Genomic DNA, 13,964 nt, shown 5'->3' with positions numbered 1-13,964 from the left:
CCCGATCATGTCTCGTTCCGAAACGTTGTTTGCCAATGCCCAGAAACACATTCCCGGTGGCGTGAACTCGCCTGTCCGTGCCTTCAAGAGCGTGGGCGGCACACCGCTGTTCTTCAAGCATGCAGAAGGTGCGTACGTCACCGACGAAGACGACAAACGCTATGTCGACTACGTCGGTTCCTGGGGCCCGATGATTCTCGGCCACAGCCACCCGGACGTGCTGGACGCGGTACGCAAGCAGTTGGAACACGGCCTGTCCTACGGCGCCCCGACCGCAATGGAAACCGAGATGGCGGATCTGGTCTGCTCGATCGTGCCGTCGATGGAAATGGTGCGCATGGTCAGCTCCGGCACCGAAGCCACCATGAGTGCGATTCGCCTGGCCCGTGGATTCACCGGTCGCGACAGCATCATCAAGTTCGAAGGCTGCTACCACGGGCATTCCGACAGCCTGCTGGTCAAGGCTGGTTCCGGTCTGCTGACCCAGGGTGTACCGAGCTCGGCTGGCGTCCCTGCGGCGTTCGCCAAACACACCCTGACCCTGCCGTTCAACGACATCGACGCCGTGCAAGCAATGCTCGCCGAAGTCGGCCAGGACGTGGCGTGCATCATTGTCGAGCCCGTGGCCGGCAACATGAACTGCGTGCCTCCGGCACCCGGTTTCCTGGAAGGCCTGCGCAGCCTGTGCGACAAGCACGGCGTGGTGCTGATCTTCGACGAAGTGATGACCGGTTTCCGTGTTGCGCTCGGCGGCGCCCAGGCGCACTACGGCGTCACCCCGGACCTGAGCACCTTCGGCAAGATCATCGGTGGCGGCATGCCGGTCGGCTGCTTCGGCGGTAAACGCGAAATCATGTCGCACATCGCGCCACTGGGGCCGGTCTACCAGGCAGGCACCCTGTCGGGTAACCCACTGGCGATGGCTGCCGGCCTGACCACCCTGCGCCTGATCAGCCGCCCGGGCTTCCATGACGAGCTGAGCGACTACACCAGCCGCCTGCTCGACGGCCTCCAACAACGCGCCGATGCTGCCGGCATTCCGTTCGTGACCACCCAGGCCGGTGGCATGTTCGGCCTGTACTTCAGCGGTGCCGACGACATCGTGACATTCGATGACGTGATGGCCAGCGATGCCAACCTGTTCAAGCGCTTCTTCCACCTGATGCTTGACGGTGGCGTGTACCTGGCACCTAGCGCGTTCGAAGCCGGCTTCACTTCGATCGCCCACGGCGAAGCCGAGCTGAAACTGACCCTGGATGCCGCGGAGCGTGCATTTGCCGCGTTGAAATAAGTGCTGCAAGGCTGACGTTGGCGATCGCCAGCGTCAGCTTTCACCTACACGCACGCGTATTTTCCTACCGATCTGTCGATAATCCCCCGTAAACCGGGAGATATATTCCCCGCGCAGCAGAAAAACGAGTAAAGACTTTGTAAGGATGGCCCTGCTTATTTCATAATGCGCGCTTATTGGATCCCCTCGACGGGTCCGCGTGCCCTTCAGAGGTAAGTCGATTCCCATGAACCGCACCGGCCGCATCCTCGCACTGGGCTGCCTGTTGCTCCTTCAACCCCTGCTCGCGCTCGCACAAGCAGGCGGTAACTCGTTGTTGATCCCAGCGATGGGTCGCTGCACCCTCAATACCCAGCCGCAAGATCTGGAACAGGCGCTCGCTGCCTGCCAGAAAGCCTCGGATGAAGGCGATGCGCAGGCGCAATACGAACTGGGCGAGTTTTACTACGCGGGTAAAAACACCCCGCGTGACCTCGACAAAGCCCTGAGCTACTTCGAAAAGGCCTCCCTGCAAGGCCACGCCCAGGCACAGTTCAAACTCGGCACCATGTTCTTCCACGGCGAAGGCGTACAGGCCAACAACATCCAGGCCTACATCGTGCTGAAAATGGCCGCGGTCAATGGCGCCGAAGATGCGCTGGACACCGCTGACGAAGTCGCCGAGAAGATGCCCCGCGAAGAACTGGAAATCGCCACCCAGGTGCTGGGGCAGATTTTCCGCAAATACCTGATGGAACTGCAGAGCGCCGATGGGCGTACGCCTTTTTCGCCGTTGCCCTGATTCAGTACCGACCTTCCCGGCCCCATCGCGGGCAAGCCCGCTCCCACAGGTTTCACCGATCTCACAACGGTGTTGATCCTGTGGGAGCGGGCTTGTCGAGGCGTCGAACCGTCGCGATAGGCGCGACTCGGTCTTAAGCCTACTTTTCAGGCATCGGCATCGGAAACGGCATCACATTGCCAACGCCTGCGCGCGCTTCGCTGATTTTCGGCGTACCCAGGCGCTCGACTTCATCGATGCGCACAATCGAATGCATCGGTACAAAGCTGCGCACGACACCTTCGAACTGTGCCTTGAGTTTCTCTTCGCTCGGGTCGACCACCACCTGCGTGCGCTCGCCAAAGACGAACTCTTCCACTTCCAGGAACCCCCACAGATCACTCTGATAGATCTGCTTGGCGTACATTTCGAACACCTGGCCCTGGTTGAGGAAAATCACCTTGTAGATTGGAGCTTCACGTTTGGTCATGGCGGGCGAGGAACACATCGGGGATAAAATGAGGGCGCAAACTATAGCATAGCCACCGGACGCACAGCGGTAGGAACCTGGGGGCTTGTTCCCTATAATGCGCGGTTCTCTGAATCACGTGATGACTGTATCCATGGCCAAGAAGCTTTACATCGAAACCCACGGTTGCCAGATGAACGAGTACGACAGCTCGCGCATGGTCGATCTGCTGGGTGAACACCAGGCCCTGGAAGTCACCGCTCGCGCCGAAGATGCCGACGTGATTCTGCTTAACACCTGTTCGATCCGCGAACGCGCCCAGGATCGGGTGTATTCCCAGCTCGGCCGCTGGCGCGAACTGAAACTGGCCAATCCAGATATGGTCATCGCTGTCGGCGGTTGCGTGGCCAGCCAGGAAGGCGCCGCGATCCGCGACCGTGCTCCCTACGTAGACGTGGTGTTCGGCCCACAGACCTTGCACCGCCTGCCGGAAATGATCGACGCCGCTCGCATCAGTAAACTGCCGCAAGTCGACGTGTCGTTCCCGGAAATCGAAAAATTCGACCACCTGCCCGAACCACGCATCGATGGCCCGAGTGCCTACGTGTCGGTCATGGAAGGTTGCAGCAAGTACTGTACGTTCTGCGTGGTGCCCTACACCCGTGGCGAGGAAGTCAGCCGGCCGTTCGATGACGTGATCGCCGAAATCATTCACCTGGCCGAAAACGGTGTGCGTGAAGTGACCTTGCTGGGCCAGAACGTCAACGGTTATCGCGGAACCACCCACGACGGGCGTCTGGCGGACCTGGCAGAACTGATTCGCGTGGTGGCCGCTGTCGATGGCATCGACCGCATTCGCTACACCACTTCCCATCCGCTGGAGTTTTCCGACAGCCTGATCCAGGCCCACGCCGAAGTGCCGGAACTGGTGAAGCACCTGCACCTGCCGGTGCAATCGGGCTCGGACCGGATCCTGGCCGCGATGAAACGCAATCACACGGCGCTGGAATACAAGTCCAAGCTGCGCAAGCTGCGCGCCGCCGTGCCGGGCATTTGCATCAGCTCGGACTTCATTGTGGGTTTCCCGGGGGAAACAGAGAAAGACTTCGAACAGACCATGAAACTGATCGAAGACGTCGGTTTCGACTTCTCCTATTCATTCGTCTACAGCCAGCGTCCGGGTACGCCGGCGGCCGATCTGGCAGACGAGACCCCGGAAGAACTGAAAAAGGAACGCCTGAACGCCCTGCAACATCGCCTGAACCAGCAGGGTTTCGAGATCAGCCGACAAATGGTCGGCTCTGTCCAGCGCATCCTGGTGACCGATTACTCGAAAAAAGACCCCGGCGAGCTGCAAGGCCGGACCGAAAATAATCGTATCGTCAACTTTCGCTGCGACAATCCAACCCTGATCGGACAGTTCGCCGACGTGCACATCGATGCCGCACAACCGCACTCATTGCGGGGTTCGCTGATCCAATAACGGCCTGTAGGAGCGGGCTTGCCCGCCATTGCGGGGTGTCAGATGGCAAATCTCTGAATGACACACCGCAATCGCGGGCAAGCCCGCTCCTACAGTGTTAGTGGCGACCTTACTTTTTTGAGCTTTCGCACCCGCGCCGCTGGCGTTATCCTTGATTTCAACTTAATTGCCCCAGGGCGGCTAAATACGACCTTGAACGCACCCATAGAACCACATCGTTTTATTCTCGAGCCCTTTGAGGCTCGCCGCTTCGCCAATCTGTGCGGGCAATTCGACGAGCACCTGCGCTTGATCGAACAGCGCCTGAGCATCGAGATCCGCAACCGCGGCAATCAGTTCGAGCTGATCGGCGACCCCAAGCACACCACCTCCGCGGAAAACCTCCTGCGCCGCCTGTATCGTGAAACCAAGGGGACCGACCTGTCTCCGGACATGGTTCACCTGTTCCTGCAGGAATCGGCCGTCGAACAGCTGGACAACGTGTCTGCATCCGAACCTTCCGTGGCCCTGCGCACCAAGAAAGGCATGATTCGCCCACGCGGCTTGAATCAGCTGCGCTACGTGAAGGAAATCCTCGGCAACGATATCAATTTCGGCATCGGCCCAGCCGGTACCGGCAAGACCTATCTGGCCGTTGCCTGTGCGGTAGACGCGCTGGAACGCGAACAGGTGCGTCGCATCCTGCTGGTTCGTCCGGCGGTTGAAGCCGGTGAGAAGCTGGGCTTCCTGCCGGGCGACCTGTCGCAGAAAATCGACCCGTACCTTCGCCCGCTCTACGATGCACTCTATGAAATGCTCGGTTTCGAATACGTGGCCAAGCTGATCGAGCGCCAGGTGATCGAAGTTGCGCCGCTGGCCTACATGCGCGGCCGTACGCTGAACAACAGCTTCATCATCCTCGACGAAAGCCAGAACACCACCGTCGAGCAGATGAAGATGTTCCTGACCCGGATCGGGTTCGGCTCGACCGCAGTCATCACCGGTGACATCACCCAGGTCGATTTGCCACGCGGCACCAAATCCGGGCTGCACCACGTGATCGAAGTGCTCAAGGACGTGCCGGGCATCAGCTTTACGCACTTCCAGCCCAAGGACGTCGTGCGCCATCCGCTGGTTCAGCGCATTGTCGAAGCCTATGAGCGCTTCGAAACCCGCGCAGCCGAAGATGCAGCCGCCAAGGATAGCCGTCGCGATGCTTGAGCTTGACCTGCAAATCGCGACCCAAGCGTGCGCCCCCGCCGAAGCCGAGTTCCGCCAATGGTGCGAACTGGCCCTGCGCCTGCGGACCGCCGACTCGGAGATGACCATTCGCCTGGTCGATGAACCCGAGGGTCGTGAACTCAATAACACCTGGCGGCAAAAGGACTATGCCACCAACGTCCTGTCGTTTCCTGCCGATGTGCCCGACGAGTTTCTCGATATCCCCTTGCTGGGCGATCTGGTGATCTGCGTGGCAGTGGTTGAGCGTGAAGCCGCCGAACAAGGCAAGGAACTCAAGGCCCATTGGGCACATCTGGTGATCCACGGCTGCTTGCATCTGCTCGGTTATGACCATATAGATGACGACGAAGCCGAAGAAATGGAAGCACTGGAACGTACCTTGCTTGCAGAGTTGGGCTACCCCGATCCGTACGCGGACGACGAAACATCCACTATCGTAACAACCAAGGATTCAGAGTAATCGCTATGAGCGAAGATCGATCGAGCAACGGGCAGAAGTCTTGGCTGGGTAAGCTCACCCAGGCTTTTGCCCACGAGCCGAAAAACCGCCAGGAGCTGCTGGAGCTGCTGCGCGACGCGCACCAAAACAAGTTGCTGGACAGCGAAGCGCTGGCCATCGTCGAAGGCGCCATCCAGGTTGCAGACCTGCAAGTCAGGGACATCATGGTTCCCCGCTCGCAGATGGTCAGCATCAAGGCGACCCAGACACCCCGCGAGTTCCTGCCCGCCGTGGTCGACTCCGCCCACTCGCGCTATCCGGTCATCGGCGAAAGCCACGATGATGTGATGGGCGTGCTGCTGGCCAAGGACTTGCTGCCGTTGATCCTCAAGGAAAACGGCGACAGCTTCAACATCAAGGACCTGCTGCGCCCGGCCACTTTCGTGCCCGAGTCCAAGCGCCTGAACGTACTGCTGCGCGAATTCCGCGCCAACCATAACCACATGGCCATCGTCATCGACGAATACGGCGGTGTGGCGGGTCTGGTGACCATCGAAGACGTGCTGGAACAGATCGTCGGCGACATCGAAGACGAGCATGACGTTGAAGAGGACAGCTACATCAAGCCCCTGCCCAGCGGTGACTTCCTGGTCAAGGCGCTGACGCCGATCGAGAACTTCAACGAGTTCTTCGACAGCGAGTTTTCCAACGATGAATTCGATACCGTCGGTGGCCTGGTGATGAGCGCATTCGGACATTTGCCCAAACGCAATGAAATCACCGAAATCGGTCCTTACCGCTTCCGCATCCTGAACGCCGACAGCCGTCGGATTCATTTGCTACGCCTGACCCCTATCGCTCGCTGAATCCAAGGATTGAAATGCGTCGTATGACCCGCCCCGGCTGGCCCGGTAACCTGCTGGCCGTGGCGGCCGGTGCAATCACCACCCTGGCCCTGGCCCCGTTCGATATCTGGCCACTGGCATTGCTGGCGGTCGGCCTCTTTTACGTGGGCCTGCGTGAATTGAGCCCCCGCCAGGCACTGGGCCGAGGCTGGTGCTTCGGTTTCGGCCTGTTTGGCGCCGGCACCAGTTGGATCTATTACAGCATTCACAACTTCGGCGGTGCCTCGGTGTTGCTGGCCGGGTTCCTGATGCTGCTGTTCACCGCTGCGATTGCCTGGTTCTTCGCCCTGCCTGCGTGGGTCTGGGCACGCTGGCTGCGCCGCAACGAGGCGCCTCTGGCCGATGCCATGGCATTTGCCGCCTTGTGGGTCGGCCAGGAAGCGTTTCGCGGCTGGTTCCTCACCGGTTTCCCATGGCTGTATTCCGGTTACAGCCAACTTGACGGCCCGTTGGCTGGCCTTGCCCCCGTGGGTGGCATGTGGCTGGTGTCTTTCACCCTGGCGCTGACGGCTGCCCTGATCGTGAACGCGCCACGACTGATCAGCAATGGTCGCAAGGGCTTCGTGGTAGCGGGAGCGTTGCTGTTGATCGGTCCTTGGATAGCCGGCATCGCGCTCAAGCACCATGCCTGGACCAGCCCATCGGGGGCGCCGCTGACCGTGGCCGCGATCCAGGGCAATATCGAACAAAGCATGAAATGGGACCCGGCACAGCTCAACTCGCAATTGGCGCTGTACCGCGACATGAGCTTTCGCTCCAAGCCGGTCGACCTGCTGATCTGGCCGGAAACGGCGGTGCCGGTGCTCAAGGAGTCCGCCGAGGGCTACCTGAGCATGATGGGAAATTTCGCCGCCGAGCGTAAGAGCGCGCTGATCACCGGTGTCCCGATTCGCCAGGAAGTCCATCACCAGAAGCGTTTCTTCAACGGCATCACCGTGGTGGGCGAAGGCGATGGCACCTACCTCAAGCAGAAGCTGGTGCCGTTCGGCGAATACGTACCACTACAGGATGTGCTGCGTGGGCTGATCGCATTTTTCGACCTGCCAATGTCGGACTTCGCCCGTGGCCCCGCCGATCAGGCCATGCTCCAGGCCAAGGGCTACCAGATTGCACCGTTCATCTGCTACGAAGTGGTTTATCCAGAGTTCGCCGCCGGCCTGGCCGCCCGCAGTGATCTGTTGCTGACCATCAGCAACGACACCTGGTTCGGCACTTCCATCGGGCCGTTGCAACACTTGCAGATGGCGCAGATGCGCGCGCTCGAGGCGGGCCGCTGGATGATCCGTGCCACCAACAACGGCGTGACCGGACTGATCAACCCGTTCGGCCAGATTACCGAGCAGATCCCGCAGTTCGAACGCGGTGTCCTGTACGGCGAAGTGGTGCCAATGCACAACCTCACGCCCTACCTGCAATGGCGTTCGTGGCCGCTGATCATTGTCTGTGTGCTGCTGTTTGGTTGGGCGCTAGTGGTGAGCCGGATGGCCAAGACGGTCTAGGGCTGCGACGATCGTTCCCCTCGGGGAACGATCCAGCTTCAGCGATAAAACAACGAATACCCGACCTGCCCCACCGCTTCGTTCATCAACTGCCCGCTCTGCCAGATCGACTTGAGCTCCGGCATCCAGCCGCCCAAAGGGCGGGCATTGTCAACGCCCAGAAAACCCACCGGTGCCGGCACCACTTCAAACCCCGCGCGCTCGAAGCTCCAGACCGAGCGCGGCATGTGCCAGGCGTGAGTTACGACCACCACGCGCTTGATTCCCTGTGGCAGCAACACCTCGGCGCTGAACTGCGCGTTTTCCCAGGTGGTGCGGCTGCGCTCTTCCTGCCAGCGCACGGTGACGCCGAAGTCGTCTCGCAGGGAGTCCGCCATCAACCTGGCTTCCGAAGGTGGCGTGCCGTAATGCAACCCACCCGTGGTCAGTACTGGCAAGCCCGAAGCCTTGGCCAGCCTCGCGGCATAACGCTCTCGCTCGAGGCCCACACCGGTTGGCTGGTCAGCCCCCCAGGCGGGGTCGCCACGTTCACGCCCCGACCCCAGCACCACAATGGCGTCGGCATGCTGCCCGAGCGTTGCCCATTCATCGCGAGCCAGCGGCGGGATGCGCTCAAGGGCACCGGCGCTCCATTGCACCACCACCGGCAGGCTCATCAACCACAACCCACCCAGACCGAGCGCGAAGCACGCACCGGCCAAGCGTGGCCTGGAACGACGAAACCACCAGGCGAGCGCAAGCAATAGCAACAAGATGCCGGGGGGCAGCAGAAGTTGTTTGATGAAATATCGAAAAGGCATCGAGCATCTCCATAAGATGCCCGAAGCCTAAGTGGGTTGGCGCAATGCGACAACAGATGCGCAAGGATCAGGCTTTAAAAAAACCTGCGTCATGACTTCAAGTGCCCTCACTTGAACTGCAGAGACCGGACCTTTACCGCGTCCCTGTCAGGTGCCTTGCCCTTGAGCCAGATGATCTTGGCCGAACGTGGTGCGTCGAGTTGCTTCACTGCTTCTGACAGGCATCCGTGTGTTTCACGTTCACTGCGATCCAGATAAGCCTTGACCAATGCAAACTCTGCGGGGCTCAGGCCACGCAGTTCCAGCTCCAGGGGACGCTCATCGCGCAGCCGACCAGCCGTTTTTGCGGCGTCGAGGGCGATTCCCAGACGATCGATCAATTTTTCGTAAAGCTCGGGTTTTGTCGCTTTTTGCTGTAACTCAACCATCCCTCACCTCATTGAAGATAAGACTCACTCCCCATTTAGAGCTTAGCTTCGATGGGCAAACCGGCTGAATGCCGCGACCAACGGACCTCGCAGCGTTTTTTGCAGGACGCGCGGCCGCAATCAGCGTTTCCCTCGGTAGAGTGCGGTCATGTATGCTACGGCGCTTCCTGTAACTCCACTTCCAGCTCGCCTGGACAGCGAAACGCCGATTTGGCGTGATCAGCGTCCAGCGTTGCATTGAAGAGGATTAGGCCACCCCTATTCAGTTCAAAAGTAGCCATGCACGAACAATATCAGCCCCGTGAAATCGAAGCCGCCGCCCAGTCGTTCTGGGACGAGCAAAAGTCCTTTGAAGTCAGTGAACAGCCAGGCAAGGAGACTTACTACTGCCTGTCGATGTTCCCTTACCCCAGCGGCAAGCTGCACATGGGGCACGTGCGCAACTACACCATCGGCGACGTGATCTCCCGCTATCAGCGCATGCAAGGCAAGAACGTCCTGCAACCCATGGGTTGGGACGCTTTTGGCATGCCGGCGGAAAACGCCGCGATGAAGAACAACGTAGCGCCCGCCAAATGGACCTACGAAAACATCGCCTACATGAAATCCCAGCTGCGCAGCCTGGGCCTGGCCGTGGACTGGTCCCGTGAGGTGACCACCTGCAAGCCCGATTACTACCGCTGGGAACAATGGCTGTTCACCCGCCTGTTCGAAAAGGGTGTGATCTATCGCAAGAACGGAACCGTGAACTGGGACCCGATCGACCAGACCGTACTGGCCAACGAGCAGGTGATCGATGGTCGCGGCTGGCGTTCCGGCGCGCTGATCGAAAAGCGCGAAATCCCGATGTACTACTTCAAGATCACTGCCTACGCTGATGAACTGCTGGAGAGCCTCGACGAACTGACCGGCTGGCCTGAACAGGTCAAGACCATGCAGCGCAACTGGATCGGCAAGTCACGCGGCATGGAAGTGCAGTTCCCGTACGACGTCGATTCCATCGGCGAAGCCGGCGCGTTGAAAGTCTTCACCACCCGTCCGGACACGCTGATGGGCGCGACCTATGTGGCCGTGGCCGCCGAGCACCCGCTGGCTGCCCTGGCCGCGCAAAACAACCCTGAGCTGCAAGCGTTCATCGCCGAGTGCAAGGGCGGCAGCGTCGCTGAAGCCGACGTCGCCACGCAGGAGAAAAAAGGCCTGCCGACCTCGCTGTTCGTCGAGCACCCGCTGACCGGTGAAAAACTGCCGGTGTGGGTCGCCAACTACGTGCTGATGCATTACGGCGACGGCGCCGTCATGGCCGTACCGGCTCACGACGAGCGCGATTTCGAATTCGCCACCAAGTACAGCCTGCCGATCAAGTCGGTGGTACGCACCAGTTCCGGCGACACCAACCCGGCACCGTGGCAGGACGCCTACGGCGAACACGGCACGCTGATCAACTCCGGCGAATTCGACGGTCTCGATTTCCCTGGCGCCTTCGACGCCATCGAAGTGGCGCTGATCAAGAAAAACCTCGGTGCCTCGCGCACCCAGTTCCGCCTGCGCGACTGGGGCATCAGCCGCCAGCGCTACTGGGGCTGCCCGATCCCGATCATCCACTGCACCCAGTGCGGCGACGTGCCGGTGCCGGAAGATCAACTGCCGGTCGTACTGCCTGAAGATGTCGTACCCGATGGCGCTGGTTCGCCATTGGCGCGCATGCCCGAGTTCTACGAGTGCAGTTGCCCGAAATGCGGCCAGCCTGCCAAGCGTGAAACCGACACCATGGACACCTTCGTCGAGTCTTCGTGGTACTACGCCCGTTACGCCTCGCCGCACTTCGAGGGTGGCCTGGTGGAAAAATCCGCAGCCGACCACTGGTTGCCGGTGGATCAGTACATCGGCGGCATCGAACACGCCATTCTTCACCTGCTCTATGCGCGCTTCTTCCACAAGCTGATGCGTGACGAAGGCCTGGTGAGCTCCAATGAGCCATTCAAGAACCTGCTGACCCAGGGCATGGTGGTCGCCGAGACTTATTATCGTCGCGAAGCCAACGGTGCCTACACCTGGTTCAACCCGGCGGACGTCGAACTCGAGCGTGACAGTAAAGCCAAGGTCATCAGCGCGAAATTGATCGCCGACGGTCTGCCGGTGGAAATCGGCGGCACCGAAAAGATGGCCAAGTCGAAGAACAACGGCGTCGACCCGCAATCGATGATCGATCAGTTCGGCGCCGACACCTGCCGCCTGTTCATGATGTTCGCCTCGCCACCTGACATGAGCGCCGAGTGGTCCGACTCCGGCGTTGAAGGCTCGCACCGTTTCCTCAAGCGCGTATGGCGCCTGGCGCAGGCCCATGTCACCCAGGGCCTGCCGGGCAAGCTGGATGTCACCCGCCTGAATGACGAGCAGAAAGCCGTTCGCCGCTCGATCCACCTGGCCATCAAGCAGGCCAGCCACGACGTCGGCCAGAACCACAAATTCAACACGGCCATCGCCCAGGTGATGACGCTGATGAACGTGCTGGAAAAAGCCGCACAAGGCACTGAGCAGGATCGCGCCCTGGTCCAGGAAGGCCTGGAAGCCGTGACCCTGCTGCTGGCCCCGATCACCCCGCACATCAGCCACGAGCTGTGGACTCGCCTGGGTCACTCCGGCGCGGTCATCGACGCCCAATGGCCAGTTCAGGATGAAAGCGCCCTGGTTCAGGACAGCCTGCAACTGGTCATTCAGGTCAATGGCAAGCTGCGTGGCCAGATCGAAATGCCGGCCAGCGCAACCCGCGAAGAAGTCGAAGCCGCTGCACGTGCCAATGAAAACGTGCTGCGCTTCGTCGACGGCCTGACTATTCGTAAAGTGATCGTGGTGCCTGGGAAACTGGTCAACATCGTCGCCAGCTAATTGGATCAGGCGCCGGGCAAGCCTGGCGCCGAGTAAAACCTTTCGGGTCGTACAAGCGGCCCACCTGGTTTCAAGGGGAGCAACAAGATGATCAAACGCAATTTGCTGGTGATGGGCCTTGCGGTCCTGTTGAGCGCCTGCGGTTTCCAGCTGCGCGGCACCGGCACCACCGAACTGACGATCAAGGAACTCGACGTCAGCGCGCGCAATGCCTATGGCGAAACCGTCACGCAATTGCGCCAGGTATTGGAAAGCAGCGGCGTCAAGGTATCGACTGGTGCGCCTTACAAGCTGATCCTGACCGATGAGCAGGACTCCCAGCGCATCCTCAGCTACGCGGGCGCCGGTCGTACGGGCGAGTACCAGGTCACCAAAGTGCTCAGCTACGACATCCGTGATCACGGCAACCTGCCGCTGCTGAGCGACAAACTGGAAGTGCAAAAGGTCTTCATCCACGATGGCAACAACCTGGTCGGCTCCGACCAGGAAGCCAACGATGCTCGCCAGGAAATGCGCCGCGAACTGGTACAGCGCATGATGTTGCGCCTGCAACAACTGACACCGACCCAACTGGATCAGCTGCAACAGACCGCCGATGCCAAGGCCAAGGCGGAAGCCGCAGCACTGGAAGCCGCACGCAAGGCTGAAGCGGAAACCCCGCGTCAGTCGCCTCTCGAAATCCCGCAGCAATAAGACTGGCGGGGCGCCCAGGCGCCCCGCTCGCCCCCGCCTATGAAACTCGCCCCCGCTCAACTCGCCAAACACCTGCAAGGCTCGCTCGCGCCTGTCTACATCATCAGCGGCGATGACCCGCTGCTGTGCCAGGAAGCGGCTGACGCCATCCGTGCCGCCGCCCGCCAACAGGGTTTCGACGAGCGCCAGGTATTCGCTGCTGACGCCAATTTCGATTGGGGCACCTTGCTTCTGGCCGGTGCCAGCATGTCGCTGTTCGCGGAAAAACGCCTGCTGGAGTTACGCCTGCCTTCAGGCAAGCCTGGCGACAAAGGGGCGGCGGCACTGATCGAGTATTGCTCGCGTCCGGCCGAAGACACGGTGCTGCTGATCAGCCTGCCAAAGCTGGATGGCAGCGCGCAGAAAACCAAGTGGGGCAAGGCACTGGTCGAAGGCCAGCAGACCCAGTTCGTGCAGATCTGGCCGGTGGATACCAGCCAGTTACCGAGCTGGATCCGTCAGCGCCTGTCCCAGGCCGGGCTCTCCGCCAGCCAGGACGCGGTGGAACTGATCGCGGCGCGAGTCGAAGGCAACCTGCTGGCCGCTGCCCAGGAAATCGAAAAGCTCAAGCTGATGGCCGAAGCCGGGCAGATCACCGTCGAAACCGTTCAGGCAGCGGTGGCCGACAGTGCCCGCTTCGATGTCTTCGGCTTGACCGATGCGATTCTCAACGGCGAAGCGGCCCACGCGCTGCGCATGCTTGAAGGGCTGCGCGGAGAGGGTGTCGAGCCACCGGTGATTCTCTGGGCCCTGGCCCGCGAACTGCGTCTGCTGGCCAACCTGTCCTTGCAATACAGCCAGGGCGTGCCGCTGGACAAGGCATTCAGTTCGGCCCGACCGCCGGTCTGGGACAAGCGCAAACCGCTGATGAGCAAAGCGCTGCAACGCTATTCGGCGCAACGCTGGGCGCAGTTGTTACTCGAGGCACAGCGCATTGACGCGCAGATCAAGGGCCAGGCTGCGGGCTCGCCGTGGATGAGCCTGAGCCGCCTGTCGCTGCTGATGGCTGGCCAACGTCTTCCGCTGCCTGCTGAATAAGCGCCTTTCGTCG

At 60.7% G+C, this 13,964-nt stretch carries 13 protein-coding genes; 10 read left to right on the top strand and 3 right to left on the bottom strand.

Features of this window, described 5'->3' with window-relative positions:
- The first annotated feature begins 7 nt into the window (after positions 1-7).
- On the top strand, positions 8-1,291 hold the full coding sequence (gene hemL, locus AB4N64_RS28460; protein ID WP_460120596.1) for a glutamate-1-semialdehyde 2,1-aminomutase: 1,284 nt from the start codon (positions 8-10) through the stop codon (positions 1,289-1,291).
- A gap of 226 nt (positions 1,292-1,517) precedes the next feature.
- Positions 1,518-2,072 carry a tetratricopeptide repeat protein gene (locus AB4N64_RS28455; protein WP_460120594.1) on the top strand — a complete coding sequence of 185 codons (555 nt, stop codon included), beginning with the start codon at positions 1,518-1,520 and terminating at the stop codon, positions 2,070-2,072.
- Positions 2,073-2,211: 139 nt separating this feature from the next.
- Here AB4N64_RS28455 and AB4N64_RS28450 read toward each other — a convergent pair whose 3' ends face one another.
- Complete coding sequence (locus AB4N64_RS28450) at positions 2,212-2,541, bottom strand: DUF1820 family protein (protein ID WP_047736335.1); 330 nt, start codon at positions 2,539-2,541, stop codon at positions 2,212-2,214.
- A gap of 133 nt (positions 2,542-2,674) precedes the next feature.
- Here AB4N64_RS28450 and miaB point away from each other — a divergent pair, with 133 nt between their 5' ends.
- The 5 genes from miaB to lnt all read left to right on the top strand — a co-directional run bounded on the left by miaB (position 2,675) and on the right by lnt (position 8,067).
- Positions 2,675-4,003 (top strand): tRNA (N6-isopentenyl adenosine(37)-C2)-methylthiotransferase MiaB, encoded by a 1,329-nt coding sequence (miaB, locus tag AB4N64_RS28445; RefSeq protein ID WP_460120591.1) that lies wholly within the window; start codon positions 2,675-2,677, stop codon positions 4,001-4,003.
- 192 nt (positions 4,004-4,195) lie between these two features.
- On the top strand, positions 4,196-5,203 hold the full coding sequence (locus AB4N64_RS28440; RefSeq protein ID WP_460120589.1) for a PhoH family protein: 1,008 nt from the start codon (positions 4,196-4,198) through the stop codon (positions 5,201-5,203).
- Positions 5,196-5,684 (top strand): rRNA maturation RNase YbeY, encoded by a 489-nt coding sequence (gene ybeY, locus AB4N64_RS28435; RefSeq protein ID WP_460120587.1) that lies wholly within the window; start codon positions 5,196-5,198, stop codon positions 5,682-5,684. The genes AB4N64_RS28440 and ybeY overlap by 8 nt, the downstream gene beginning before the upstream one ends.
- Before the next feature lie 5 nt (positions 5,685-5,689).
- Positions 5,690-6,529, top strand: a complete 840-nt coding sequence (locus AB4N64_RS28430; RefSeq protein WP_460120586.1) for an HlyC/CorC family transporter — start codon at positions 5,690-5,692, stop codon at positions 6,527-6,529.
- Positions 6,530-6,543: 14 nt separating this feature from the next.
- Positions 6,544-8,067, top strand: coding sequence for an apolipoprotein N-acyltransferase (gene lnt / locus AB4N64_RS28425; protein WP_460120584.1), 1,524 nt, complete (start codon positions 6,544-6,546; stop codon positions 8,065-8,067).
- Between the two features lie 38 nt (positions 8,068-8,105).
- On the opposite strand, the gene AB4N64_RS28420 is transcribed toward lnt, so the two are convergent.
- Positions 8,106-8,867, bottom strand: coding sequence for a YdcF family protein (locus tag AB4N64_RS28420; RefSeq protein WP_460120582.1), 762 nt, complete (start codon positions 8,865-8,867; stop codon positions 8,106-8,108).
- Between the two features lie 107 nt (positions 8,868-8,974).
- Positions 8,975-9,295, bottom strand: coding sequence for a hypothetical protein (locus tag AB4N64_RS28415; RefSeq protein WP_460120580.1), 321 nt, complete (start codon positions 9,293-9,295; stop codon positions 8,975-8,977).
- A 279-nt stretch (positions 9,296-9,574) separates the two neighbouring features.
- Here AB4N64_RS28415 and leuS point away from each other — a divergent pair, with 279 nt between their 5' ends.
- The 3 genes from leuS to holA all read left to right on the top strand — a co-directional run bounded on the left by leuS (position 9,575) and on the right by holA (position 13,951).
- Positions 9,575-12,181 (top strand): leucine--tRNA ligase, encoded by a 2,607-nt coding sequence (leuS, locus tag AB4N64_RS28410; RefSeq protein WP_460120578.1) that lies wholly within the window; start codon positions 9,575-9,577, stop codon positions 12,179-12,181.
- An 87-nt stretch (positions 12,182-12,268) separates the two neighbouring features.
- Positions 12,269-12,874, top strand: coding sequence for an LPS-assembly lipoprotein LptE (locus AB4N64_RS28405; protein ID WP_460120576.1), 606 nt, complete (start codon positions 12,269-12,271; stop codon positions 12,872-12,874).
- Positions 12,875-12,913: 39 nt separating this feature from the next.
- Positions 12,914-13,951, top strand: a complete 1,038-nt coding sequence (gene holA, locus AB4N64_RS28400; protein WP_460120575.1) for a DNA polymerase III subunit delta — start codon at positions 12,914-12,916, stop codon at positions 13,949-13,951.
- Positions 13,952-13,964 lie beyond the last annotated feature (13 nt).

This window comes from Pseudomonas sp. S2_C03, assembly GCF_054668405.1.
This window is presented reverse-complemented; position numbering and strand designations above follow the sequence as displayed.